25 protein-coding genes are annotated in these 24,956 nt (G+C 63.3%); 10 read left to right on the plus strand and 15 right to left on the minus strand.

Annotated elements, in window-relative coordinates; all coding sequences use genetic code 11:
- Nucleotides 1-14: 14 nt before the first annotated feature.
- The 7 genes from G9U53_RS29595 to G9U53_RS29625 all read right to left on the minus strand — a co-directional run bounded on the left by G9U53_RS29595 (nt 15) and on the right by G9U53_RS29625 (nt 7,679).
- Entirely contained in the window at nt 15-1,532 is a 1,518-nt protein-coding gene (locus G9U53_RS29595; RefSeq protein WP_003941275.1) for a CoA-acylating methylmalonate-semialdehyde dehydrogenase, read from the minus strand.
- A gap of 129 nt (nt 1,533-1,661) precedes the next feature.
- A complete protein-coding gene (locus G9U53_RS29600) occupies nt 1,662-2,384 on the minus strand; it encodes a copper homeostasis protein CutC (protein ID WP_007726141.1) in 723 nt (240 codons plus the stop codon).
- Nucleotide 2,385: 1 nt separating this feature from the next.
- Complete coding sequence (gene nagB / locus G9U53_RS29605) at nt 2,386-3,165, minus strand: glucosamine-6-phosphate deaminase (protein ID WP_007726140.1); 780 nt, start codon at nt 3,163-3,165, stop codon at nt 2,386-2,388.
- The gene (locus tag G9U53_RS29610; RefSeq protein ID WP_165639714.1) at nt 3,153-4,394 is read right to left on the minus strand and encodes an amidohydrolase family protein; all 1,242 of its coding nucleotides are present in this window, start codon (nt 4,392-4,394) and stop codon (nt 3,153-3,155) included. The genes nagB and G9U53_RS29610 overlap by 13 nt, the downstream gene beginning before the upstream one ends.
- A complete protein-coding gene (gene ptsP, locus G9U53_RS29615; protein ID WP_064075263.1) occupies nt 4,391-6,064 on the minus strand; it encodes a phosphoenolpyruvate--protein phosphotransferase in 1,674 nt (557 codons plus the stop codon). The genes G9U53_RS29610 and ptsP overlap by 4 nt, the downstream gene beginning before the upstream one ends.
- Nucleotides 6,064-6,333 carry an HPr family phosphocarrier protein gene (locus G9U53_RS29620; protein WP_003941322.1) on the minus strand — a complete coding sequence of 90 codons (270 nt, stop codon included), beginning with the start codon at nt 6,331-6,333 and terminating at the stop codon, nt 6,064-6,066. Before G9U53_RS29620 ends, ptsP begins: the two co-directional genes overlap by 1 nt.
- Nucleotides 6,334-6,335: 2 nt before the next feature.
- A complete protein-coding gene (locus G9U53_RS29625) occupies nt 6,336-7,679 on the minus strand; it encodes a PTS transporter subunit EIIC (RefSeq protein WP_064075264.1) in 1,344 nt (447 codons plus the stop codon).
- A gap of 327 nt (nt 7,680-8,006) precedes the next feature.
- Between G9U53_RS29625 and G9U53_RS29630 the strand changes: the two genes are divergently transcribed.
- Together G9U53_RS29630 and G9U53_RS29635 are read left to right on the plus strand one after the other, a co-directional pair.
- Complete coding sequence (locus G9U53_RS29630; RefSeq protein WP_064075265.1) at nt 8,007-8,237, plus strand: PTS glucose/sucrose transporter subunit IIB; 231 nt, start codon at nt 8,007-8,009, stop codon at nt 8,235-8,237.
- Nucleotides 8,234-8,692 carry a glucose PTS transporter subunit IIA gene (locus G9U53_RS29635; RefSeq protein WP_064075266.1) on the plus strand — a complete coding sequence of 153 codons (459 nt, stop codon included), beginning with the start codon at nt 8,234-8,236 and terminating at the stop codon, nt 8,690-8,692. Before G9U53_RS29630 ends, G9U53_RS29635 begins: the two co-directional genes overlap by 4 nt.
- Before the next feature lie 54 nt (nt 8,693-8,746).
- Here G9U53_RS29635 and G9U53_RS29640 read toward each other — a convergent pair whose 3' ends face one another.
- From G9U53_RS29640 to G9U53_RS29650, 3 genes are all read right to left on the minus strand, one after another.
- Entirely contained in the window at nt 8,747-9,496 is a 750-nt protein-coding gene (locus G9U53_RS29640) for a GntR family transcriptional regulator (RefSeq protein ID WP_007726130.1), read from the minus strand.
- Between the two features lie 149 nt (nt 9,497-9,645).
- Nucleotides 9,646-10,419 carry an SWIM zinc finger family protein gene (locus G9U53_RS29645; RefSeq protein ID WP_047270178.1) on the minus strand — a complete coding sequence of 258 codons (774 nt, stop codon included), beginning with the start codon at nt 10,417-10,419 and terminating at the stop codon, nt 9,646-9,648.
- The gene (locus G9U53_RS29650) at nt 10,416-13,232 is read right to left on the minus strand and encodes a DEAD/DEAH box helicase (protein WP_165639715.1); all 2,817 of its coding nucleotides are present in this window, start codon (nt 13,230-13,232) and stop codon (nt 10,416-10,418) included. The genes G9U53_RS29645 and G9U53_RS29650 overlap by 4 nt, the downstream gene beginning before the upstream one ends.
- Nucleotides 13,233-13,295: 63 nt before the next feature.
- On the opposite strand from G9U53_RS29650, the gene G9U53_RS29655 reads away from it, so the two are divergent.
- Both G9U53_RS29655 and G9U53_RS29660 read left to right on the plus strand, forming a co-directional pair.
- Nucleotides 13,296-14,216: an NADP-dependent oxidoreductase gene (locus G9U53_RS29655; RefSeq protein WP_165639716.1), complete on the plus strand. Its 921-nt coding sequence runs from the start codon at nt 13,296-13,298 to the stop codon at nt 14,214-14,216.
- A 106-nt stretch (nt 14,217-14,322) separates the two neighbouring features.
- A complete protein-coding gene (locus tag G9U53_RS29660) occupies nt 14,323-15,024 on the plus strand; it encodes an HNH endonuclease family protein (RefSeq protein WP_083059489.1) in 702 nt (233 codons plus the stop codon).
- Nucleotide 15,025: 1 nt separating this feature from the next.
- On the opposite strand, the gene G9U53_RS29665 is transcribed toward G9U53_RS29660, so the two are convergent.
- Nucleotides 15,026-16,258, minus strand: coding sequence for an amidohydrolase family protein (locus G9U53_RS29665; protein WP_165639717.1), 1,233 nt, complete (start codon nt 16,256-16,258; stop codon nt 15,026-15,028).
- 158 nt (nt 16,259-16,416) lie between these two features.
- Between G9U53_RS29665 and G9U53_RS29670 the strand changes: the two genes are divergently transcribed.
- A complete protein-coding gene (locus G9U53_RS29670) occupies nt 16,417-17,052 on the plus strand; it encodes a TetR/AcrR family transcriptional regulator C-terminal domain-containing protein (RefSeq protein WP_047270252.1) in 636 nt (211 codons plus the stop codon).
- Here the strand turns inward: G9U53_RS29670 and G9U53_RS29675 are convergent.
- Nucleotides 17,039-18,613: a molybdopterin-dependent oxidoreductase gene (locus G9U53_RS29675; RefSeq protein WP_058227739.1), complete on the minus strand. Its 1,575-nt coding sequence runs from the start codon at nt 18,611-18,613 to the stop codon at nt 17,039-17,041. The two genes, G9U53_RS29670 and G9U53_RS29675, sit on opposite strands and share 14 nt — an antisense overlap.
- Nucleotides 18,614-18,740: 127 nt before the next feature.
- Here G9U53_RS29675 and G9U53_RS29680 point away from each other — a divergent pair, with 127 nt between their 5' ends.
- Both G9U53_RS29680 and G9U53_RS29685 read left to right on the plus strand, forming a co-directional pair.
- The gene (locus tag G9U53_RS29680; protein WP_007726117.1) at nt 18,741-19,559 is read left to right on the plus strand and encodes a shikimate 5-dehydrogenase; all 819 of its coding nucleotides are present in this window, start codon (nt 18,741-18,743) and stop codon (nt 19,557-19,559) included.
- Between the two features lie 13 nt (nt 19,560-19,572).
- Nucleotides 19,573-20,034 (plus strand): DUF6328 family protein, encoded by a 462-nt coding sequence (locus G9U53_RS29685; protein ID WP_003941357.1) that lies wholly within the window; start codon nt 19,573-19,575, stop codon nt 20,032-20,034.
- A gap of 1 nt (nt 20,035) precedes the next feature.
- Here the strand turns inward: G9U53_RS29685 and G9U53_RS29690 are convergent, their stop codons facing one another.
- The gene (locus G9U53_RS29690; RefSeq protein ID WP_003941325.1) at nt 20,036-20,872 is read right to left on the minus strand and encodes a sulfurtransferase; all 837 of its coding nucleotides are present in this window, start codon (nt 20,870-20,872) and stop codon (nt 20,036-20,038) included.
- A gap of 22 nt (nt 20,873-20,894) precedes the next feature.
- The gene (locus tag G9U53_RS29695; protein ID WP_003941342.1) at nt 20,895-21,518 is read right to left on the minus strand and encodes a LysE family translocator; all 624 of its coding nucleotides are present in this window, start codon (nt 21,516-21,518) and stop codon (nt 20,895-20,897) included.
- A gap of 102 nt (nt 21,519-21,620) precedes the next feature.
- Between G9U53_RS29695 and G9U53_RS29700 the strand changes: the two genes are divergently transcribed.
- The 3 genes from G9U53_RS29700 to G9U53_RS29710 are packed head-to-tail and all read left to right on the plus strand — an operon-like array spanning nt 21,621 to nt 23,815.
- On the plus strand, nt 21,621-22,094 hold the full coding sequence (locus G9U53_RS29700) for an Lrp/AsnC family transcriptional regulator (RefSeq protein ID WP_165639718.1): 474 nt from the start codon (nt 21,621-21,623) through the stop codon (nt 22,092-22,094).
- A 36-nt stretch (nt 22,095-22,130) separates the two neighbouring features.
- Entirely contained in the window at nt 22,131-23,369 is a 1,239-nt protein-coding gene (locus G9U53_RS29705; protein ID WP_064112973.1) for a benzoate/H(+) symporter BenE family transporter, read from the plus strand.
- On the plus strand, nt 23,366-23,815 hold the full coding sequence (locus G9U53_RS29710) for a thioesterase family protein (RefSeq protein WP_007726113.1): 450 nt from the start codon (nt 23,366-23,368) through the stop codon (nt 23,813-23,815). The genes G9U53_RS29705 and G9U53_RS29710 overlap by 4 nt, the downstream gene beginning before the upstream one ends.
- Here the strand turns inward: G9U53_RS29710 and G9U53_RS29715 are convergent.
- Entirely contained in the window at nt 23,812-24,840 is a 1,029-nt protein-coding gene (locus G9U53_RS29715) for a phosphotransferase family protein (RefSeq protein WP_003941376.1), read from the minus strand. The genes G9U53_RS29710 and G9U53_RS29715 overlap by 4 nt on opposite strands.
- Nucleotides 24,841-24,956 lie beyond the last annotated feature (116 nt).

A 24,956-nucleotide genomic window follows, 5' to 3' on the forward strand; every position in this document is an offset into this window, starting at 1 on the left:
GGAAAGTGTTCCGATCAGTTCATCGTGGGGATGACGAAGTGGTTGGTCTCTTCCTTCTTGCCGGAAGGCCAGCGCTGCGTCACGGTCTTGGTCTTGGTGTAGAAGCGGAAGGAGTCGGGACCGTGCTGGTTCAGGTCACCGAATCCGGAGCGCTTCCAGCCACCGAAGGTGTGGTACGCGATCGGGACCGGGATCGGCACGTTCACGCCGACCATGCCGACGTTGACGCGAGCGGTGAAGTCACGCGCGGTGTCGCCGTCGCGGGTGAAGATGGAGACGCCGTTGCCGTACTCGTGTTCGGTCGGAAGACGCAGTGCCTCTTCGTAATCGGCAGCGCGGACCACCTGAAGGACGGGTCCGAAGATCTCTTCCTTGTAGATGCGCATGTCCGAGGTGACGTTGTCGAACAGAGTTGCGCCGGCGAAGAATCCACCTTCGTGGCCTTCGAGGGTGAAGCCGCGGCCGTCGACGACTGCCGTTGCGCCCTCGTCGATGCCGATCTGCACGTAGTTGTTGACGCGGTCGAGGGCATCCTGGCAAACGAGCGGTCCGAAATCGACGCCTTCGTCGTCACTGCGACCGATCTTGAGCTTCGCGACGCGCTCCTTCAGCTTCGCGACAAGAGCGTCCGCGGTCTCCTCGCCGACGGGAACGGCAACCGAGATGGCCATGCAACGCTCGCCGGCGCTGCCGTAGCCCGCACCGATCAGGGCGTCGGCAACCTCGTCGAGGTCGGCGTCCGGCATGACGATCGCGTGGTTCTTGGCGCCACCGAAGCACTGTGCGCGCTTGCCGTGAGCTGCGGCCGTCTCGTAGATGTACTGAGCGATCGGCGTGGAGCCGACGAAGCCGACGGCTTTGATGCGATCGTCGGTGAGCAGAACGTCGACAACTTCCTTGTCACCGTTGACCACGTTGAACACACCCGCGGGCAGTCCCGCTTCGAGGAACAGCTCGGCCAGGCGCAGCGGCACGGAGGGGTCGCGCTCGGAGGGCTTGAGGATGAAGGCGTTACCGGCGGCGAGGGCGGGGCCGGCCTTCCACAGCGGGATCATCGCGGGGAAGTTGAAGGGCGTGATACCGGCGACGACGCCGAGCGGCTGACGCATGGAGTACACGTCGATGCCGGTGCCGGCACTCTCGGTGAATTCACCCTTGAGCAGGTGCGGAGCGCCGACGGCGAACTCGATGACCTCGAGGCCGCGCTGGATGTCACCCTTGGCGTCGGCGACGGTCTTGCCGTGCTCGGACGAGAGGAGGCGGGCCAGAGAATCCATCTCGGCCTGAGCGAGCTGCAGGAACTTCATCAGCACGCGGGCACGCTTCTGCGGGTTGAACGCTGCCCACACCTGCTGCGCCTCTTCGGCATTGGCGATGATGGCTTCGGTCTCGGCCTTGCTCGCGAGGGGAACGCGGGCCTGCACCTTGCCGGTGTTGGGATCGAACACGTCCGCAAATCGATCAGATGTCCCGGGAACACGCTTGCCACCGACGAAGTGCGTCAACTCGTGAACCGTCGCATTTTCAACCATTGTGCTAACCCGTTCCTTGCTCGTATGGACCGCCCAGGAGGCAGCAGTGAATATGTCTACCATCCTATAGTTGGATGTCCATGTATGTCTAGAGCCCAAGGGCTGTGCGCCTTTATTAACCGCGGGGGGTTAATAAAGGCGCACAGCGCGGAGCGCGGCTGCCGCTTCCTGCGCGACTACTGCATCGGTGACGTCGTATCCGTCCGATCCCCCACCAGGTCCGCCGGAAACTGCGACAACCTTGCGCGCCGAGAGATGCACCGCATCGACGCCGACGGCAGCGATTGCCGGGATGTCGTCGACGGTTATTCCGCCACCGGCCATGATCTGGATCCGGCCCGCGGCATGTTCGACCATTCGACCGATCTCGTCGAGTCCCTCATTGCAAGTGTCCGCACCCCCGGACGTCAGCACGCGGGTCACGCCCAGGTCGATCAGTTCGTCCAGCGCGGTCAGACGGTCGGTCACCACGTCCATCGCACGATGTACTGTCACCTCGACTCTCGCCCGGTCCACGCATCCGATGATGCGGCGCAGCACGACGGTGTCGATCGAATTGTCTTCTGTCAGCGCGCCGATCACGATGCCGGAAGCTCCACCGGCCACAGCAGCATGTACGTCGTGCTCCATCACCCACACTTCGTCGGGTGAGAACACAAAACCTCCGGCGCGCGGACGGATCAGCGGGTGAACCGCGATCCCCACGTCCGACACAGCCTCGATCACTCCGATGCTGGGCGTCAATCCCCCCGTCGGGCCGAGTGCCGCACACAACTCGACTCGAGTCGCTCCCACCGAACGCGCGATCCTCGCCCCCCGCACGTCCTGCACAGCCAGCTCCAGAACCGTCATGTCAGAAGGACTGCCACGACGGCTTGTGTTCGAGCGCATACCGGTAGTAGTCGGCAAGTTTGAGTGAACTGGCCGCAGCTTCGTCGATGACGACGGTGACATGGCGATGCAATTGCATCACCGAAGCCGGGCAGAAAGCAGACAACGGACCTTCGACGGCAGCGGCGATCGCGTCAGCCTTGCCTTCTCCGGTCGCGATCATCACCAGATGCCTTGCATCGCTGATGGTTCCGAGCCCCTGGGTGAGCACGTGATGTGGGACGTCGTCCACACCGTCGAAGAAGCGTGCGTTGTCGATCCGGGTCTGCTCGGTCAGCGTCTTCACGCGGGTTCTCGAGGTCAACGACGATCCGGGCTCGTTGAAGCCGATGTGGCCGTCGGTACCGATGCCGAGCAACTGCACGTCCACTCCCCCGGCCGCCGCGATGCTCTGGTCGTACCGGGCGATCTCCTGCTCCGGGCACGGCGCTTCACCGTTGGGACTGGACACCATCGCGGGATCCAGGTTGACGTGATCGACGAACTCCGACCGAATCACCGAGTAGTACGACTGCGGATGGCGTTTCGGCAATCCCAGGTACTCGTCGAGCAGGAATGCCCGAGCCAGCGAGAAGTCGAGTTCGGCGTCGCGATGCCTCGCTGCCAGTTCACGATAGGTTCCGATCGGCGACGACCCCGTTGCGAGACCGAGCGTCGTCGCCCCGGCTCTGACGTAGCCTTCGACGATGTCCGCGACGGTCGAGTCGACCTCCGCGGGTGTCGGCTGAATTACGATTTCCATGATTTTTCCTTTCCGACGGCTTTTCCGCCGAGTAGTACACGCCCCAGACGCAATTGACGATCGGTGACCAGGATGTCGGCTCGGCAGCCCACGGCCAGCGATCCGATCAGGTCGCCGAGCCCCAGCAGATGCGCTGGGCTCCGAGTTGCCGCTGCGACAGCATCTTCCAGCGCGACGCCGCCGTCGAAGACGGTGCTGCGCAGGACGTCGAGCAACCTCGCGGTCCCTCCGGCGATCGCGCCGGCCGAGCCGTCGGTCGTCGCGAGCCGTGCGACGCCCGCCTGTACGGTGACGTCGAGCGCACCGAGTTGGTAGTCGCCGTCGTCCATTCCCGCAGCGGCCATCGAATCGCTGACCAAGGCGATCTGGTCCGGTCCGACAGCATCGAAGACCATCGACACGGTCTCGGGTGCAAGATGCACACCGTCTGCGATCAGTTCCACCACCATCTCGCCTCTCGCGGCAGCCGCCAGGCACGCCGCGACGGGACCCGGAGATCGATGGTGCAGGGGCGGCATCCCGTTGAAGAGGTGGGTCGCGCTGATCTGTCCGGCCCAATCCCCGTGCACCGCAGCATCGATGCGCGCCGACGTCGTTGCCGCGTCGGCATCGGTGTGACCGAAACTCGGCACGATGTTGCGATGACGCATGATCGCGAGCAACTCTTCGAAATTCTCGGTCTCGGGCGCCAAGGTCATGGACCGCACGGTCCCACGCGCGGCGTCACACACGGCTTCGAGCAGATCCGGATCACCGGGAATGATCGCCGCCGGATCCTGGGCACCGCAGCGGACGCCGTTGATGAACGGCCCCTCGAGGTGGATACCCAGAAGTTCTCCGCGTTCGACCAGATCGGCGAGCATCGTCGCTTGTCGCACCAGATCTGCGCGCGGTGCGGAGACCAGGCTGGCCAGCATTCCGGTCGTGCCGTGCTCGCAATGGTGCGCCGCCGCGCGGCTCGCTCCATCGGCGTCGGTGTTCGGGAAACCAGCACCCGCGGCGCCGTGGCTGTGGACATCGATCAAGCCGGGCATGATCACCGCGTCGGTGCGTTCCGGAATGACGACGACGGGTGTGGACGCCACATAGTCCGCAGCCGAGCCGACCCAACTGATCTTTTCGCCGTCCACGACGACGACTCCGTCGTGAATCTTCCCGGCCGGAGATCCGATCACAGTTCCCCGCAATACGATCGGATCGCCGACAGCAGCCGAGCCTGATGTACTCATGCCGACTCGCGAATCCGCGCGACGGCCGCTCTACCCTCGATCGGGTTTCGCGCGCCCCGCGCCGCCGCGGCCATGTCCTTGCACACCGCCAGATCGAGAGAGGCCAGTTGCGCGCGAACTGCGCCCAATGCCGGGACCGACATCGACAGACTCGTCACGCCCAAACCGACCAGAACCGGAGCCAACAGCGGGTCAGACGCGGATTCTCCGCACACACCAACAGGTTTTCCGGCATCGGCGCCCGCCTGACCGACCATCGCGATCAGATCGAGGACCGCCGGCTGCCACGGATCGAGCAGTTGCGCCAGGCCTCCGGCCATACGATCCACGGCGCAGGTGTACTGGCTCAGATCATTGGTACCGATACTGACAAAATCGAGGTGCTCGAGGATATCCTTCGCCCGCAACGCTGCAGCTGGAACCTCGATCATCGCTCCGACCTTGCCGATCCCCCGCGAACGCGCAAGTTCTGCAAAGTCTTTCGCCTCGTCGGCCGTAGCTACCATCGGCGCCATGACCCACAGATCGGCACCCGTCGCATTGCCTGCCGCCGCGAGGGCGTCGAGCTGGCTGATGAGCGTGTCGGGATAAACCGTGCCGACACGGAGCCCGCGGATACCAAGGGCCGGATTCTCCTCGACCCCGAGATCGAGAAACGGCAACGGCTTGTCCGAACCCGAATCGAGAGTGCGGACCACCACCTTCTGTCCGGCGAAGTGCCCGAGCACCGACGCGTACGTCTGTGCTTGCTCCTCCACCGACGGCGCGTCGTGACGCCCGAGATACGAGAATTCGGTACGGAACAGTCCGACGCCCTCGCAATCCGCCGCTCCGGCCCGCGCGGCGTCCTCGAGGGTTCCGATGTTGGCCGACAACCTCACCGCGAACCCGTCACGCGTGCGTCCTGGACCCTGTGCCGAAGCCGACTGCTCTGCCACGAACGATGCTTCGAGGACAGCGCGCTCGCGCATTTCTGCCGAGGGATCGATGGTGACCGTCCCGGTGGTGCCGTCGAGGATGAGAAGTTTTCCCTCCGCCAGCAGATCGGTTCCCGAGCAGTTGACCACGGCCGGGATTCCGAGCGACTTCGCCAAGATTGCGGTGTGGCTGGTCGGACCTCCTTCGGCAGTCAACAATCCGACCACGTCACTGGTGCCCAACGTCGCTGTATCCGCCGGAGCGAGGTCGCGCGCCACCAGGATGTACGGATGACCGGGAGCGGGGATTCCGGGCATCGGTTCCCCGCGAAGAACGGCCACGGCTCGCTGCCCGAGATCGCGCAAATCCGTTGCCCGCTCGGCCATGTACCCACCGAGCGCCGTGAGCTTTTCACAGAATGCGTCGAAGGCAACTGCGACGGCGTGTGCGGTCGGCAGCCCCGATTCCAGGTTCGCCTTGGCCGCCTTCACGATGCCCGCGTCGCGCGCCATCGCAGCCGACGTCGTCAGGATCTCCGCGGAGACGCCCTCGACTGTCTTTGCACGCGAGAGCAATTCCTCCGCGACGGCGTCCAGTGCCTCACGGATCCTGATCAGCTCCGCCTCGGGACTGCCTGTGATCGGGTCCGACGCCGAGGTCGGCTCAGGCGTGGAGAATCGCAACCACGGCGCGCAGACCGAACCCGCGCTCACTCCGATACCCGCGATGCGGTTGTCCACACTCGCCGTCATCAGGCTTCGTCCAGTTCGGATGCGAGAAGCTCTGCGAGCGAACCGACCGCAGCGTCGGCGCCGTCACCGTCAGCACGCAAGGTCACCGAATCCCCGAATGCTGCACCGAGAGTCATGACAGACAACATGCTGGAGGCATCGACGGGTTCGCCGTCGCCGAGCGCGATGGTGACGTCTACCGGTAGATCGGCTGCGGCGCGCGCGAAGAGCGCTGCGGGTCGTGCGTGGAGTCCGACGCGGGATCCGATTGTCGTGGTTGCGATCGCCATGTTCAGCGTCCTTCCAGTTCCTTGTCGAGCTTGGTTTCCAGTTCGGCGACGAGCGGGGCGTCGGTGCGGCTGTCACCTTCGGCAGCCAGTGCCAGTTCGGCCTCGAGCAGCGCTGGGTCGGGCTCACCTGCAGCCACCTCGACCTCTTCTTCTCGTCCTGGCGTGCGCAGATTCCACTTCTTGATGACGAAGCTGAAAAGGAAGTAGTAGATCACGGCGTAGCCGAGTCCGATCGGGATCAACATCCATGCGTTGGTTGCCTTGCCGAAGTTCAACACGTAGTCGAAGAAGCCTGCGGAGAACGTGAATCCGTCGTGAATCCCCAGCGCATTGACCAAGGCCATCGACGTTCCGGTCAGGAGCGAGTGGATGACGTACAGGGGCCACGCGACGAACATGAAGGAGAATTCGAGCGGCTCGGTGATACCGGTGAGGAATGCGGTCAGGCCGGTGGAGAGCATGATGCCGCCGACGAGCTTCTTCTGAGAAGGCTTGGCGTTGCGCCAGATTGCGAAGGCTGCAGCGGGGAGGGCGAACATCATGATCGGGAAGAAGCCGGTCATGAACGTACCGGCGGAGGGGTCGCCGGCGAAGAACCGGTTGAGGTCACCGCGAACGATCTGACCGCTCGCGTCCTGGTAGTCGCCGATCAGGAACCACACGGCGGAGTTCAAGATGTGGTGCAGGCCCGTGGGGATCAGGAGGCGGTTCGCTGCGCCGTAAATGCCGCCGCCCACAACGGTATTGGAAGCAACTGCTTCACCGACCCAGTTGAGGCCGGAGTTGAACAAGGGGTACACGAATGCCATCAGGACACCGACCACAAGACCGGTGATCGCTGTCAGGATGGGAACGAGCCTGCGCCCGTTGAAGAACCCGAGATAATCGGGAAGCTTCGTTCGATAGAACCGCTGCCACAAGATCGCCGACAGCAAGCCCATCACGATACCGGCGAGCACACCGTAGTTGATCAGGGATTGATCCCCGTTCGGGTCCGTCTTCCCTTCGAGGACGATCGGCGACATCGCCTTGAACACGCCGTCGATCACCATGTAGCCGACGACGGCTGCCAAGGCAGTCGATCCGTCGGCCTTCTTGGCCCAGCCGATCGCGATACCGACGGCGAAGATCAGCGGCAGCCACGTGAAGACTGCTTGTCCTGCCGCAGAGATCACTGCAGCAGCACTGTGCATCGAACTGAATCGCCCGAGCAGGTCGTCCTGGCCGAGGCGGAGCAAGATTCCCGCAGCCGGCAGAACGGCGATCGGAAGCATCAAGCTTCGGCCGAGGCGTTGAACCCCGGCGAACACTTTCGATTCCTTCTTCGGGGTGTCTTCGAGAGTCATCAAGGACCTTCTTCGTTCGCCGGGCCGCGTCGCGATCGGCCGCTGGTTCTGGAAATTCGGGTGTCGTACACGTGCAGGTTTCGTGAAAATGCAGGTCACGGTTCTTGCTCGGAAGTGAGGCCGAAACCGTTTTGTCGAAACTGTTGTGGAGCCGGACTTCCAACGGGTACTGTCCGGTCATAACCAGTTGTAGTTTTACCTGGTGGAGGCGAGTTGTCAACACCCAAATGTGACATACGTAACCGGGATAGCCTTGACCAGCAACTAGTCAGCCCACCTGTACGACCGTTCAACGATCACGACCAACCCGACAATCAGGAGCAGCAAATGTCGAAAGCGGAAGCAATCATCAAAGGCCTCGGCGGCGCAGAGAACATCGTCGAGATCGAGGCTTGCATCACCCGCCTGCGTACCGAGGTCAAGGACGGAGCGAAGGTGAACGAGTCCGCTCTCAAGGCTGCCGGCGCACACGGCGTACTCAAGTCCGGAACGGTTGTCCAGGTCATCGTCGGGCCCGAGGCCGACACCCTTGCCGAGGACATCGAGGACATCCTGTGACGGTCGTCCTCGCCCCACTCCCCGGTCGGGTCGTCGCACTCACTGACGTACCGGACCCGGTGTTCGCTCAGCAGATGGTCGGCTCGGGCGTCGCGATCGAACCCGCTCGCGGTCAGGGCCCGCTCACGGTCGTGGCGCCGATCAGCGGAAAGATCCTGAAACTTCACCCCCACGCGTTCGTGATCTTCGGCGAGAAAGCCACCGGCGTGCTGGTCCATATCGGCATCGACACGGTCAAGCTCGAAGGCGACGGATTCACCCTCATCGCCGCCGAGGGTGACACCGTCGATGCGGGTGATCCCATTGTCAGCTTCGATCCAGCGCACATCGACACGACCGGTTACTCGGCGATCTGCCCGGTAGTCGTGATGGATTCCAAACCGGACACCGTCGAATCCCCTTCCGTCGGTGGGGACGTCGCCACTGGCGACACTCTGTTCGACTGGTCGGCGTAACGCAAAGGGCGAGCACACCGGAAGGTGTGCTCGCCCTTTCGCTTCGAACGATGACTATTGGTCGCCGCGCGTTTTGGGCCGCGCTTGGCCCTGGACTTCCATCTGCAACTGGTAGCGGTCGGATCGGTACCAACTGCGAGTGTGCTCGACCGGTGCGATCTCGCTGAACGACACTCGATCGAAGTACAGAACCGGAGCGCCCTTACGAGTGCCCAGGAGAGTCGCGATCTCCGTACTGGCACCATCGGCACTGACTGTCTGCTCTGCCCGATCGATCGGCTTGTCGTACTTGTCGGCGGTTGCCCGATAGATCGAACCCGTCAAGTCCATGTCGAGCAAACCCGGCAACAGTTCGGGATTGAACCAGCCGTCGTCCACGCTCACCGGCTCGCCGTCGGCAAGGCGCAAGCGCTTGACGTGGTAACCGTCGGAACCCGGTCGCATATTCAGTGCGGCAGCAGTGTTTTCGGGGACCGGCCCCTGTTCGCTGACCAGGACCACTGTCGTGGGGTGATGCCCCTGGGCGCGCATTTCCTCGGTGAAGGATGCAAGGTGCAGCTTGGATTGGACAGCACGGTGCGCAACGAAGGTTCCCTTGCCACGCACGCGAACGAGGTGTCCGTCATTGACCAGTTGCCCGATTGCCTCGCGAACGGTGATCCGACTGACGCCGTAGTCCTGCATCAGGTTTCGCTCGCTGGTCATCAAGTCGCCAGGCTGGAGTTCTTGGGTGCACTTGCGCAGGAGAATGGTGCGCAACTGTTCGTGTTTGGGTATTGCGCTGTCGCGCAAATGAACGGGCATCACAGCGACTGTCCCTCCGAGAAATGAATAGTCGTCTATTCGCCGACGACAACGACCTGAAATCGCAGGCAGGTCCCGACCGGACCGGTCCAATTAACGATACTGGAATTTACGACAGGAAACTAGCACCAGTCCGGAGTTGTCCGATTTCAACCGTCCAACCGTCGGTAGATGGACCGTATTTCGTCCAAGGCGACGTTCTGCTGAGCCATGTCCAATCCCAATGCCGCAACCGCCTCGCGCAACCGCCTGATATCCAGATCGTCGATCGCCGCGCGAAAAGGCACCTTCGGTAGCGCAGGGAGGGCAGCCGCGATTCCGAACCAATTCTCGACGTCCACCGAAACAGTCGACTCGTCTTCCACTCCCCCGATCAACTGCTCCAGGTCGACCCCGCGAAGTCTCAGCAACCTGAGCGGATCGGTGTCGATTCGCTCCGCGGTCAAGAACGCCACGGCCGCAGCGTGTTTGCACGGCCAACCGACATCGGGGCAGGTGCAGTCGAAGCGAAAAGCCGACGGGCCGTCCGGTATCAGTTGAGCAGCAAGCATGTCCGGGACAACGCCGGACACCAGTGCGGCAAGACTTCCCGGCACGCGGCGGATCTTGGTGATGATGTCGTCGATATCCGATTGGTCAAGGGTGTCGATCGACAGCGTGGAAACGAACGGTTGAAGTTGGCTGCCCTGAACCTCGGCCGTCACCACTCCTGGTTCGATGTCGAGCGCCAAGACCTGACCCGAACGCGCATACGTACGCCCACGCGTGACACGAGGTTTGTCGCCGATCTCTTCGACGACCCGAACAAAAGCCTTGCCCCAGAACGTCCTCCCGAACGCTGGACGAGGCTTGACCGGCGCGGGTGCTCGCCGTCGAGGCCCGGTGTACTCGCTGAAATCGGGGCCCTTGCCGCGCGGACTCATTCGCCCACCGCGTCGTCGCCGAGTCGCAACAACTCGTCCAATTGCTCGACGCTCATCTCCGTCACCCAGTTCTCACCGGTCCCGACTGCAAGTTCGGCGAGTTCACTTTTACTCGCGATCATCGTGTCGATTCGCTCTTCCAAGGTTCCGACGCACACCATCTTGCGTACCTGAACGTTCTTTCTCTGACCGATGCGGAAGACACGGTCCGTCGCCTGGTTCTCTACCGCCGGGTTCCACCATCTGTCGAGGTGAACCACATGGTTGGCCGCCGTGAGATTCAGACCCGTGCCGCCGGCTTTGAGCGAGAGCACCATGATGGGCGGGCCGCCTTCACCTTGGAATGCCTCGACCATGGCGTCGCGCCCGGCTTTCGACACTCCGCCGTGGAGAAACGGAACTTCGGTGGTGAACCGGTCGGCCAGGTACGGCACCACCAATTCGCCGAACTCACGAAACTGTGTGAACAACAGAACCTTCTCGTCGTCGCCGATGACCGACTCGACGATGTCCTCGACCAGTCCGAGCTTTCCCGAACGGTGTTGCCCGCGGCGCATCACCGGCGAACCGTCGCGCAGGAAGTGCGCGGGATGATTGCACACCTGTTTGAGTTTGGTCAGCGCAGACAGGACGGCGCCCTTGCGCTTCATCCCTTCCGTCCCCTTGATCTGCGCCATCATCTCGTCCACCACGGCGCGGTACAACGCGGCCTGCTCTTCGCTGAGATTCGCTCGAACCGTCATCTCCAACTTCTCCGGGAGATCCGCGATCACGGCGGGATCGGTCTTCACGCGCCGCAGCACAAAGGGGGACGTGACGGCTCGCAGTCGCGAGACGGCAAGCTGATCTTTTTCCCGCTCGATCGGTACGACAAACCTTTTGCGGAACATCTGCTCCGAGCCGAGCACACCGCGATTGGCAAAATCGAGGATGGACCGCAGCTCGTCCAGTCGGTTCTCCACCGGCGTTCCGGTCAGAGCAACACGATGATCCGCGGGGATGCTGCGAGCAGCTCTCGCCTGAGATGTCTTGGCGTTCTTGATGTGTTGAGCCTCGTCGAGCACTACGCGCCGCCAGTCGAGATCCTTGAGGGCCGCGACGTCGCGGGTCATGAGCGCGTAGGTGGTGATCACGAGGTCACTCTCACGAACTGCCTGTTCCAACTCCGCCCCGGTAGCGCGATCCGAACCGTGATGAACGTAGACGCGCAAGCTCGGCACGAATCGCGCCGATTCACGCTGCCAGTTACCCACAACCGACATCGGGCACACCAAAAGGGTTGCTGTCTTGGACTTCTCGTGCGCAAGTAACGCCAACAGTTGCAGCGTCTTACCCAGACCCATGTCGTCGGCCAGAACAGCGCCGAGCCCGAGAGCACTCATGTACGCCAACCAGTCGAGACCGCGTCGTTGATACGGACGCAAAGTCGCGTTGACCGTCGACGGTACCGCGACCTGCCGCGGAGCCACCGACTGGTCGAGCAGTGCCGAAGCCCATCCGGTTGCCTTCACTTCCTCGACCGGCAGGTCTTTGAGGTCGTCGGCGATCAAATCCTTGATCAGATCGACGATCGCTCGGTCCCCGCTCGCGTGCCGCTGACTGACAAAACGAGCCGCGCGGGCCAGGACGTCTTTGTCCGCCTGAACCCACTCGCCGCGCAACTGGACCAGATCGGACTTCGCATCGACGAGTCGGGTCATTTCCTCGGCGGTGAGTACCTTGTCTCCGAGCGCCAATTCCCAATCGTATTCCAGCAATTGGTCCATACCGACCGTACGATTCTCCGCAACGATCGGAGATGCCGCCGAGGTCACGCGCACACGCAGGGATGGAGACACCACGTTCCATGCGCGAGGAAGCAGCAGCGTGATCCCTCGCTCTCGCAGGACAATCGCGCCGTGTCCGACCAGGTCCATCACGACAGGTGTGGGCAGCAACAGGTCGAGGCTGTCCTCGTCACGCGGCACGTCGCGAAAACGTGGGTAAGCCTTGATTGCGTCTTCGAGTTTGCGGCTGCCGAGCTGGATACGTTTGGGATCTGCCCGGTGCAGTCGAACACGTTCGGGCGCTTCACCTTCAGGACGCAAACACACTTGCAGACGCCACAGCGCATCGTCGTCGGGATCGGAATTGTCGTCGAGTTCAGGCTCGATCAGCCGCAGAACCAAGTCCGGCTCTCCGGCGGTGAACGTCGACCCCCATTCGGCGAGTCCCTCGGCCGCTCGTACCGACACGTCGTCGAAAGCGTCCCCGGACAACACGGCCTGCCACAGCGGGGTCTGCACCACCGGATGTGAGTCCCCGAGAGCACGACGAACGATCGGGTCCGTGAGTTCGTTCGTGATGTCTTCGATCGTCGCCCTCGGCGAACCGACCGCCCGCTGCACCGGCGGCATCGCCACTACCAGTTCACCGATCCAGGCGCGCTGGCGTTCCCCCACCGACAACTGCCAGCGTGGCCACCAACTTCCTTCAGCCCGCGTCAGTGCGGGGACCACCCGTCCGGCGCGCACCCACCGGTCTATTCCTCGCGCCACATGTACGAGAAAGTGCAGGTCTCCCGCAATTCGCTGATCGTCGGCCTTGAACCGCAGCAGGAGATCGACTGCGTCCGGCGGCGCCAACGCAACAGCTGCGTACTCACTCTGCAAAGGCCCGCCAGGTACGGGCGGCATAGCGACATTCGCACGATGACGGAACTTGCGGTGCAGGACAGCACTGACCGGATCACGGGGATCGTCGGTCCCGGCACCGTCGTGCCCGTCGACCCACAGTTTGAGCCCCGATCCCGGTGACCAGAGTCCATGCAGCATCCGACCATCCAATCAGGTGCCACCGACACCACTTCCGGCCTACCGGGCAATAGGCTGGCAGGCATGACGACGGCATACGGCTTCACCGAGTACGGCGGACCGGACACACAGTCCTACTTCGACGTCACCTTGCCCCCACCGGGTGCCGGCCAACTGCTGGTCTCGGTCCGCGCGGCGGGTGTCAACCCAGCTGACTGGAAAGTTCGTGCGGGTACTCGAAAAGACACTGTCCCGGTGACGCTGCCTGCGGTTCTGGGTCGCGAAGTATCCGGTGTTGTCATCGGAGTAGGTCCGCGGGTCACCGAGTTCGAGGTCGGCGACGAAGTGTTCGGCGCTACCGCGACCGGCTTCGGCGGCTACGCCGCGTCGACATTGCTCAACGTCTCCTCGACAGCACACACGCCGCCTACCGTGTCCTGGGCCGATGCCGCAGTGCTGACGGTTGCGGCAGGAACGGCCTACGACGCACTCCACGATCTCGGTCTGAAACCCGGGGCGACACTCCTGCTGCTCGGCGCCGGCGGCGGCGTTGGTCGCAGCACGATCGCGCTTGCACTGGCGCGGAGTATCAACGTGATCGGTGTCGCGAGCGAGTCCAAGAGAACCGCGATCGAGGAAGCGGGAGCACGTTGGGTTGCGTCGGGGGACGGCTTCGCAGACGACGTGTCCGCGTTGTCCCCAGTCGGAGTGGACGCGGTTTTCGACCTGGTCGGCGGGGACACTCTCACTCGCGGCGCTGAGCTCGCCCGACCGGACGCACCGATCCTGAGCATCGCCGATCCTCTGGCTGCGATCCGACTCGGCGGCGGTGGTGTCGAACGCCGAAGAACTACAGCAGTATTCACGGAGATCGCGGCGCTCGTGGCCGACGGGATCCTCGACCCGTCCGTGTCCGGGCGGTACCCATTCTCCCGCGCTGGGGAAGCGCTCGCTGCAGTCGAAGACGGCCATGCCGCCGGCAAAGTAGTGATCGAGTTCGGCTGATTCCTGTCGGCCCCCGATGGTTCAATCACGTCTACGACGGACGGCGTTGAATCACCGTCTACGACGGACGGCGTTGAATCACCGTCTACGACGGGCGGGGGCACAGGTGGTTGCACGGTTATCTGCGATCCTGTCGACGCTCGCGCTCGTATGTCTCGTCGCGTCCTGCGGATGGTTCGGGGACGAGCGCCTCGAGTCGGCCCCTGGCAGCCCCACGCGATCGGAACTGGAAGAGTTGCTGTCCCGGACAGCGATTGTCGACACCCGACCACATCCGGGTGGATACCAGCGCGGCTGCGGTAACGGCGAGGCCTGCGTCTTCGGCCCCGCGTGGTCCGACGACCAGGACGCTCCAGGTGGCCACGACGGGTGCGATACCCGCAACAACGTTCTGGCCCAAGATCTCTCGGACGTGGTGTTCAAACCGGGAACACGTGACTGCGTCGTACTGTCGGGCGCGATGACCGACCCGTACTCCGGTGATCGCATCGAATTCGAACGCAGCCAGGCCAAGTCCGTCCAGATCGACCACGTCTTCGCACTCGCCGCGGCTTGGGACTTCGGCGCGAACTCCTGGACGCCCGCGCTTCGGATGAGGTTCGCGAACGACACGTCACTGAACCTGTTGGCCGTCAACGGCCCCGACAACCAGTCGAAAGGCGACAGCACGCCCAGTGAGTGGTTGCCGCCCAATCCTGCATACCGATGCTTTTACGCCGGCAAGTACTTGACCGTCGCGATTTCCTACGGCTTACCGGTCAGCCGGGCGGATCACTCGGCGTTGACAGAACTCGCCACTCGCTGTTGAGCTACCGGCCGTCCTTCACCACTCGACCGCTCTGAATGACGAGTGCGATGCGCTCACGATCGGCGAAGATGGACGGGTCCGTCAACGGATTGCCGCGGAAGGCAACGAGGTCGGCGAACTTACCGACTTCGATGGTGCCGACCTCGTCGGCGATTCCGAGAATGTCGGCGTTGATCCGGGTAGCGGAAACCAGTGCATCCATGGGTGTTTCGACCTTCGCGCGCAGGACCAACTCCATCCCACGGCCCGTTTGATCGGTACCGATGAGGTCGGATCCCAGCCCCACTCTGACCCCGGCATTTCGAGCGGCGAGGAGCCCGTCGATCTGCCCCTGCATCATCTTTCCGATGCGAGCCGAAATCGATTCGGGCAGACCCGCCGACGCCGCACTGTCCGAGAGCGCCTGCACCACAGCCAACGTCGGCACCAAGGCGACGTCGTGCTCGGCCATCAACTTGGCGGTCTCGTCGTCGATATCGGAGCCGTGCTCGACGCATTTTGCCCCGGCAGTGACAGCGTTTCGGATTCCCTCGTTGTTGTGGGCATGCACCGTGACATAGGTACCGCGCGCATTGGCTTCCTCGACGGCAACTTCGATCTCGTCGACCGTGAACTGGGTATCGGTGAGCTTGTCGTGAGTCGATACCACTCCCCCGGTGACGCACAGTTTGAGGAAGTCGGCACCCCTGCGAAACGTCTCGCGAACGTTTTTTCGCATCTCGTGCGGACCGTCGGAAAGCAGAGACATACAACGCAATCCGGGGATGTCGTGATCGGACCAGTCCGAAGTCGGCTCCCACTCGGCCGCCAGGTGTCCGTGTCCACCGGTCTGGCACTGGATCGGGCCGCACTGAATGATCCGCGGACCCGGAATCTTGCCCGAGGCGACAACTCCGGCCAGTCCGCCGTCGATTCCGCCGCAGTCACGAACAGTGGTGAATCCCCCGTCGAGGGTCGATGCGCAGGTCGCGAACATGTCTGCAGCGAGCTCGGCTACCGAGATCTGACGCCGCAGACTCGGTGCGAGATCGCTCGATCCACCGAGATGAACGTGCGCGTCGATGAGGCCGGGCGTGATTGTCAGCCCAGCGCAGTCCAACACCTCCGCCCCCGCAGGTGGCGTGCCACCGAGTGCACTGATCCGCCCGTTTTCCACAGCAACAGCGCAGTTCTCGAACGGGTCGGCGCCTGTCCCGTCGATGATCGTTGCACCGGTCAGCCATACGACAGACATATTGAATGTTCCTCCGACGTGTACCGATCGCCGGAAGATTCCGCCGACATACCGAATAGGGTTCGGTTAGTATGATGCATATCGGCTCCCGAAATCAAGGAGTTGTCATCACTCGATGAAGTCCGAGATTGCTGACGAATCCCTCACCAGGAGAATCGATGCCGCGTCCCACCCAGCCGATACTGTCCACGCGAAACATCACCGACGCGGCTCTGGATGCTGTCGACGCAACCGGCGACTTCACCATGCCCGGGATCGCCAAGCAATTGAACGTGACTCCGTCTTCGCTCTACACACATATTTCGGGTCGATCCGAGATCGTCGAACTCATGCGCATCCGCGTGATGTCGTCGATCTCTGTCCCCCACCCACCGGCAGGGTGGAGCGAACGGATCAGCGCGTGGGGGTGGGCCTATCGCCGAGCTGCGGTCGAGCACTGGCGCCTCATCCCGCTGCTCATGACACGAAGTGTCCGCACAGAGGTAACTTTTGCTATCGATACTGCACTGGTTCAAGCATTTTCGGACGGGGGTTTCGATTCGACCGACACTCGTCACGCAATCTCCACGCTGGACAGTCTGGTTCTCGGATCCGTCGTGAAACTCTCGACGCCGGATGTCGCGTGGACTCAATCCTCCAACCCGAGCGAGATCACGCGCGAGGCTACGACCCCACTGCGAACCGACGACACGTTCGACTTCGGCCTGCGAACCCTGATCGCCGGATGGATGGCTCAGCGCGTTGTTCGTCTGTATACCGAACCTCATTCGGATTCCGACGTCACTTCACGGTGAACGACCTGGTGTGCCATCCCGTGGCTCCACCGGGGATCGGCGGAGTGCGCTCTTCCACCTGAACGTTCCCGTCCAAATCCGTCGCTCTGACCTGCACGGTGTGCAAACCTGAGCCTGCATCCCACATCCACGACCATTGCCGCCAGGTATCGACCGAGTACTCCTGGGCCAGCGTCGCCGGTTGCCATTCACCGTTGTCGACGCGAACCTCGACCTTCTCGATCCCGCGATGCTGAGCCCAGGCCGTTCCCGCCACCAGCACCTGGCCCGGCTCGATGGGAGCCAGAGCTGCCGGCACCTCGATACGCGACGACGTCTTGATCGGTGCCTGCGCACCCCAACCGCGCTGGGTCCAATAGGCCTCGACCTTGTCGAAACGCGTCAACTCCCACTCCGTCACCCACTTGGTGGCGGACACGAAACCGTACAGCCCCGGAACCACCTGCCGAACGGGATAACCGTGCTCGAACGGCAACGGCTCACCGTTCATCGCCACGGCGAGAATCGCGTCACGGCCGTCGGTGACTATCTCGACCGGGGTGCCGACTGTGAAGCCGTCGACGCTGGTCGAGAGGAGCATGTCGGCGTCGGGATGGACACCGACTTCGTCGAGCAGGTCCTTCATGGGATAACCGATCCACTTCGCGTTCCCGGCCAGAACGCCGCCCACCTCGTTCGAGACACACGTCAGCGTGATGACCCGCTCGATGGGCGTTCGCGCCACCAGATCGTCGAACGACAACGTCATCTCGCGGTCCACCATTCCGTGAATCCGCAGCTCCCACGAATCCGTCGTCAATTGCGGAACGAGGAGTGCCGTGTCGATTCGGTAGAAGTCGTCGTTGGGCGTGATGTACGTCGACGCACCCGCAATTGCGATATCCGCACCCGCCGGGATCGGCGGCGCCGGGTCAGCGGCGGTGGGCACGACAAAGTCTTCACGATTCGCTACTGCTCCGGCGATTCGCTGACCCACGAACTTCCCGGCGGCACCCGCTGCCGCAGCCACTGCCAACGCCGCACCTGCCAGCAGAAGGAACTGACGACGAGGCAACCACGAGTCGGCGACGCCCGGCGAGAGCGGCACTTCGAGTTGTGTGATCAGCAACCGCAAGGTTGCGACGCCCGCCACCACACCGACCAGCGTCGGGAACACGTACATCGCATCGGCAGTCGGGCGCTGCATCGCCGCATACACACCAACCGCGCCCAGAAGAACGAGAATGACGCTGCCGATCGGGCGGCGTCGCCGTTCCAGGAGCCCGGCCACCGCACCGAGCAGAACGATCAAGATCGACATTCCGATGAACAGCGCCGGCTTGTCATTGGTACCGAAAGTATCGATCGCGAACTCGCGAGCCCACGCCGGCGTTCGGTCGACGGTAGTCGCACCTACCGCGTAGAAGGGCGACGCGTCCGGGTTGATCGGCAACGCAACCAGTTCACCGACGCCCAGGACGACAGCCGCGGCCAAGACCCCGGAGATCGCGTGAGCAGCCCATCTACGACGCGGTGGACGAGATTCGGTGCTCGGGTGCTCGTCGATGTTCTGTGTGACCATGTCGTCTCGGCTCTGTCGGTGCGAGTGGTGCTTCGATCGGATACCCGACATTCGGCGCTGCGGGCCATCCGGATGGGTGCACTCCTCCATCAAGAACTACGCCGAACTCGCGATTAGAGTGGGAACGATGACCGTCGACCTCAACAAGGACACGCTCCTGTGCATGTCGCTCTCCGGGCGACCGAGCAACATCGGCACCAGATTTCACAATTACCTCTACGAGGAATTGGGCCTGAACTTCGTCTACAAAGCCTTCACCACCGAAGACGTGCCAGCCGCGATCGGCGGCATCCGAGCACTCGGGATTCGAGGCTGCGGGGTGTCGATGCCGTTCAAGGAACAGGTCATCGAGCACATCGACGTCATGCATGATTCGGCCAGCGCCATCGACTCCGTCAACACGATCGTCAACGAGTCCGGAGTGCTGCACGCCTACAACACCGACTATCAGGCGGTGGCCGATCTACTGCGTGACAACAACGTCGACACGAGCCTGTCCGTCGCTGTCGCCGGCAGCGGTGGCATGGCAAAAGCAGTCGTCGCCGCGGTGCGCGACACCGGATTCACCGACGTCACCGTGATCGCCCGCAACCAGCAAGTGGGGTCATCGCTTGCGAAGCAGTACGGCTTCGACTGGCAGGCCGAACTCGGTGAGCTTCGTCCAGGTGTGCTGATCAACGCCACCCCGATCGGTATGTCCGGCGGCGCAGAAGCAGATGCACTGTCGTTCCCCGAGCACGCAGTGCGCGCAGCCGATGTCGTCTTCGACGTCGTCGCGATGCCTTCGAAGACGCCACTGATCGCGTTGGCGACCGAACTCGGCAAAACGGCGATCACAGGAGCGTCGGTCATTGCCCTTCAGGCCGCCGAGCAGTTCGTTCTCTACACCGGTGTGCGCCCGAGCGCGGAGCAGATCCAGCGAGCGTCGGAATACTCACGGGCGTAGGAACCACGTCGCCGTGAACGAGACCGGGGAGACTCCACCTCAACAACTCGCGCGGAACTTCAACGAGTTGTTGCAAGAACTGCGCGTCGCGCTCTCTGGTGTTCAGATCCTGTTTGCCTTCTTGCTGGCCGTGGCATTCACCGAACGCTACGAGGAAGCGTCGGCGTACATCCGCGGCATCCACTTGGTGACGGTGATCCTTGTTGCCATCTCGTTCGGGTTCCTGATGGCACCCGCGGTCTGGCATCGCATGCTTTTCCGCCGTGGGCACCGCGAGAACATATTGCCCGTCGCCAACCGATTCGCCCTGTGCGGCATAGCCTTTCTGGCCGCCTCCATGACCGGCACGGTCCTGTTGATCGCCGAGGTCGCCGTCGGCGGAGTTGCCGCAAAGGTTTTGGCAGCGTGCGCCGCGATCATGTTCACGGCGCTGTGGTTTCTCGTGCCGTCATTCATCGATCGCACCAAGAGCTGACTCAGGCTCCGGTGTCGACGGCGCGAGTGCTGTCGTTGGACCACTGTGACCACGAGCCCGGGAACAGCGTCGCGTCGTAACCGGCGATCGCGAGCGCCGCGATCTCGTGCGCTGCAGTCACTCCGGATCCGCAGTACACCGCCACCTTGTCTCCGACGCCCAGTCCGGCGAATCGCTCACGCAGGTGGGTCGTATCCAGGAATCGCCCGTCGCCGGTGATGTTCTCGGCGGTCGGCGCGTTCACCGCACCGGGGATGTGCCCTGCGACGGGATCCATCGGCTCGACCTCGCCGCGGTACCGCTCCCCGGCTCGGGCGTCGAGAAGGACACCGCCCTCGCTCGTCCAGTTGCCGACACCGTCGATGTCGACAGTCGGCATGTTGCCGCCGGTGAAAGTCACGTCGCCCGGGCTGACGGACTCGCCGATACCGGCCGCCAACGGCAGTCCTGCGGACTCCCAGGCCTGCAGCCCGCCGTCGAGCAGTCGGACATCCGAGAGTCCGGCCCACCGCAGCAGCCACCAACCACGAGCAGAGGCCGTGTTGCCGGTGGCGTCGTAAAGCACCACCGAATCACCGTCGTCGATTCCCCAACGACGCGCCGCGGCCTGCAGGTCTTCGAGACTCGGCAGCGGATGCCTTCCCTTGCCCGGCGACGGCGGCGAGGCAAGTTCCTCGTCGAGGTTCACGAATACCGCACCGGGAATATGGCCGTCGCGAAAATGCTGCTCGCCGTTCGAATCACCCAGCGCCCATCGGACATCGAGCAATCGCGGCGCAGCGCCGGCCTCGATGAGAGCGGACAGTTCTTCGACGTCGATCAGCACGGGAAGTGTCATGAGCCCATCCTGACACGACCACTCATGCAACCCCGAAGAAGGCACCGAGGCCCACCAACAACACTCCCGTCACCACGTCGATTCGCTTGCCGACGCCAGGGCGACGCAGCTTCTTGCCGGCTCCGGCCGCCAACACCACCACGATCGCCCACCACAGTGCCGCGGCGACCACCGTCGCGCCCGCCAACATCAACGTCCGCAGCCCTGCGCCTTCACCCGGCTCGATGAATTGCGGGAGTAGCCCGAGAAAGAACAACAGCGCCTTCGGGTTCAGCAGGTTCGAGAGGAAGCCGTAGCGAAATGCTGTGGTGACCGCGATCGGTTCTTTCGCTGCCGGAATTCCCTCGTCCGAGGCTCGGGCCTTGAAAGCACTTCGAATCGCGGAGATGCCGAGCCAGGTCAGATATGCCGCCCCGGCGTATGTGAGCGCGGAGAGCAACTGCGGCCGTGTCGCCACAAGTGCGGAGAGACCAAGTGACGCGGCAGCGGTGTGAACGAAGAGCCCGGAAATCACACCGGCGGCCACCACCGCGCCGGTCCGACGATCTGCCAGAGAATGACGCAGGATCAGGACAAAATCCGGTCCCGGCGTGAACAGGACGATGGATAGCAGGGAGCCGAAAGCGAGCCATTGACCGACACTCATCCGAAATACCTCACACCCGAGCTGATTCGAGACACATGTTCATGCCAGGAGTGTGCAACTGGATCCGGGAAGTTCAAAACGACTCCGGATATAGTTCGGCAGATGACGAAGAATGAGCCTCTGGATCCGGTGGACTGGAAGATTTTGGCCGAATTGCAGAACGACGCGTCGATCACCAACAAGGTGTTGGCCGATCGAGTCGGCTTGGCGACGTCCTCGTGCCACGAGCGCGTACGACGCCTACGCGCCAACGGCACGATCAGCGGCATCCATGCGGTTGTCGATCCGGCAGCCGTTGGCCGGTCGATGCAGGCGATCATCGCCGTTCAATTGCGACCACACCGCCGCGACCTCGTCGACCGGTTCACCGCCGACGCGCTAGCGCTGCCGGAAACGCTTGCGCTCTTCAACGTCTCGGGGCCCGAGGACTTCTTCCTCCACGTCGCGGTCCGTGACAGCGCTCATCTACAACGGGTATTGATCGACCACCTCGCCGCACATCCCGAGGTCTGGCGCGCCCAAACGCACCTCATCTACGGCAAAGCGGTCACCTCACCCATCCGACCGGACAGGTAAATCGGGTCGGGGGCGGGTCGGGCAGAATCACTGACCATGTCGGACTCCACAGATACCACCGAACCGGAAGCCGTTCGCAGCAACTCGCAGCCAATGAGTGCAGGCATCGTCACGGCCCTCGTCGGCTTCACCAGTTCGTTCGCGGTGGTCCTCACCGGCCTCGCCGCTGTCGGCGCGGACGCGACCGAGGCGGCGTCCGGACTGCTGGTTCTGTGTGTGACCCAAGCGTTGGGAATGCTCTGGCTCTCACGCCGGTATCGGATGCCGATCACCCTGGCCTGGTCGACGCCCGGTGCCGCTCTGCTCGCCGGCGCCGGAGCCGTCGAGGGTGGGTGGCCGGCGGCGGTCGGAGCATTCATCGTCGTCGGAATCGCGATTGTTCTGACCGGACTGTGGCCGACGCTCGGAAGGATCATCTCGGCAATCCCGACGCCCCTCGCGCAGGCGATGCTCGCCGGGGTTCTGATGCCGTTGTGCCTGGCGCCGATCATCGCCGTCCGGGACGCCCCCGCAGCGGTCGCGCCCGTCATCCTGGTTTGGCTTGCCGCGCAGCGCTTCTCCAAGCGATGGGCGGTTCCGCTCGCGTTCCTCACCGCAGCGGTCGTGATCGGGATCAGCCTCGTCACGTCGGATCGAGTGCTCGACGCCGGCGCCATGATTCCCCGCATCGATCTCACCGCGCCGTCGTGGACCTGGCAGGCAATGATCGGCATTGCGATTCCCCTCTACATCGTCACGATGGCTTCGCAGAACATTCCCGGTGTGGCCGTGATGAATTCGTTCGGATACACCGTTCCCTGGCGACCGTCGATGATCGTGACGGGTATCGGCACCATCGTCGGCGCACCGGCCGGTGGCCATGCGATCAACCTCGCGGCGATCAGCGCAGCCCTGGCCGCCGCCCCCACCGCACATCCGGATCCCAAACGTCGATGGATCGCTGCCTTCACCGCAGGCTGGGCGTATCTCGTTCTCGCTGCCGGCGCGGCCGCGGTGGCCGCTCTGGTAGCCGCCGCACCGGCCGGAGTCGTGGAAACTGTTGCCGGACTGGCGCTCCTGGCAACGCTTGCCGGCGCCCTCACGTCGGCGCTGAGCGAGGCGAGTGAACGTGAAGGCGCCGTGGTCACGTTTCTGATCGCCGCATCCGGGGTCAGTATCCTGGGAATCGGATCGGCATTCTGGGCACTGTTGGTGGGGCTGATCGTGCGTGCAGTCCTACAGGGCACCACCCTGCCCCCACTCTCGCGAAAGTCCTCACTACAGTCGAAGCCGTGAGCACAGCGCAGACGCCCCCGTCGATCAGCGAGTTTCCCGTTCTCTGGCCCGTCCCGACGCGGTGGGACGACAACGATCACTACGGCCACGTCAACAACGTGACCTACTACTCGTACTTCGACACCGCGGTCAACGCCTGGCTGATGTCTTCCACAGGAACCGACATCCGCACCCTGCCTGCCATCGGCGTCGTCGCCGAGACGTCGTGCCGGTACCTGAGCGAGCTGTCGTTCCCCGAGCAGTTGCAGGTGGGTATCTCCGTCGAGAAGCTCGGCACCAAGAGCATCGTCTACGCCCTGGCGATATTCCACGAGGTCGAAAGCGGCCATTGGGAACCTGCCGCGACCGGGCGCTTCGTGCACGTCTACGTCGACGCCGACACCCGTAAGCCGGTGGAGATCCCGGCGGCCATCAGATCGGCAGCCGGGACCTTGACCGAAAACTAGCTCAGGCCGAGCTGATCTGCCGTCAAGACGGCGCGTGCAACGATTCCGTCGATCAGCGCGACCGTCGGGCCGCCATGCTCGGCCTTGTTGCGCGGATCGTCGAGAATGCGTCGCAGCACGCCCTCTGCGATGATCGAGAGCTTCCACAGAGCGAGTACGTGCCAGTATCCGACCGCTGACACGTCGCGGCCAGTCGCCTCGACGTAGGCAGCGACCAGCTCGTCACGGTTCGGGAAGCCTTCCAGCGTGGACGCCATGAACGGACCGGCAACCTTGTCACCGGCTTCCGGCCAGTACGCGAGTAGCGCACCGAGATCCGCGAGCGGCTCCCCCAACGTGCACAGCTCCCAGTCGACGACGGCAACGATGCGCCCCTCGGCCGGATCGGTGATGACGTTGTTGAGGTGGAAGTCGCCGTGAACCAACGTCACTTCGTTCTGTTCCGGAATGTTTCGGTGCAGAATCTCGGCCAATCGGTCGACATCCGGAACATCGCGGGTCTTCGACTTCTCCCACTGCGCCGACCACCGCTTGAGCTGACGCTCGGCAAAGGGCTTGCGGCTGGCCAGGTCGTCCAGCCCGGTCTCTTCCAGGTCAACTCCGTGGATGCTTGCGAGGGTTTTGGGCATCGCCAAGCCGACCGCGCGACGCTCGTCCTCGGTCAACTTCTGAGCCACCGGAACGCCGTCGATCACAACGCCGTCGATGTAGCTCATGAGGACCAGCGGAGCGTCCGTGATCTCCGGATCTTCCGTGATGCCGAGGATCTTCGGAACCGGCACTTTGGTTCCCTGGAGCGAGGACAGGATGCGGTGCTCGCGAACGACGTCGTGCGCGGACGCCAACAACGTGCCGAGTGGAGGTCTGCGCAGTACCCACCGTCCTCCGCCCGCATCCGTCACGGAGTAGGTCAGGTTCGATTGCCCGTTACCGATCCTCTCGAAAGTCAGTGGTGTCGTGGCGCCGACCCCCAGTTCGGCGATCCACGCGGAAACAGCTTCTTCGTTCAAACCGACTGCAGTCACCGCACCGATGCTAGCGGTTGAAGTCCGATCGGTTGGCCGTACCGACACGTTTGTTACTCGCCAGTTCGCAGTTCAGGTCTTGATACGGCAGTGAAAAAACTTGCGGATTTCCCAAT

Origin of the sequence: Rhodococcus sp. D-46 (assembly GCF_011290655.1) — a bacterium.
Taxonomy (GTDB): domain Bacteria; phylum Actinomycetota; class Actinomycetes; order Mycobacteriales; family Mycobacteriaceae; genus Rhodococcus_F; species Rhodococcus_F qingshengii.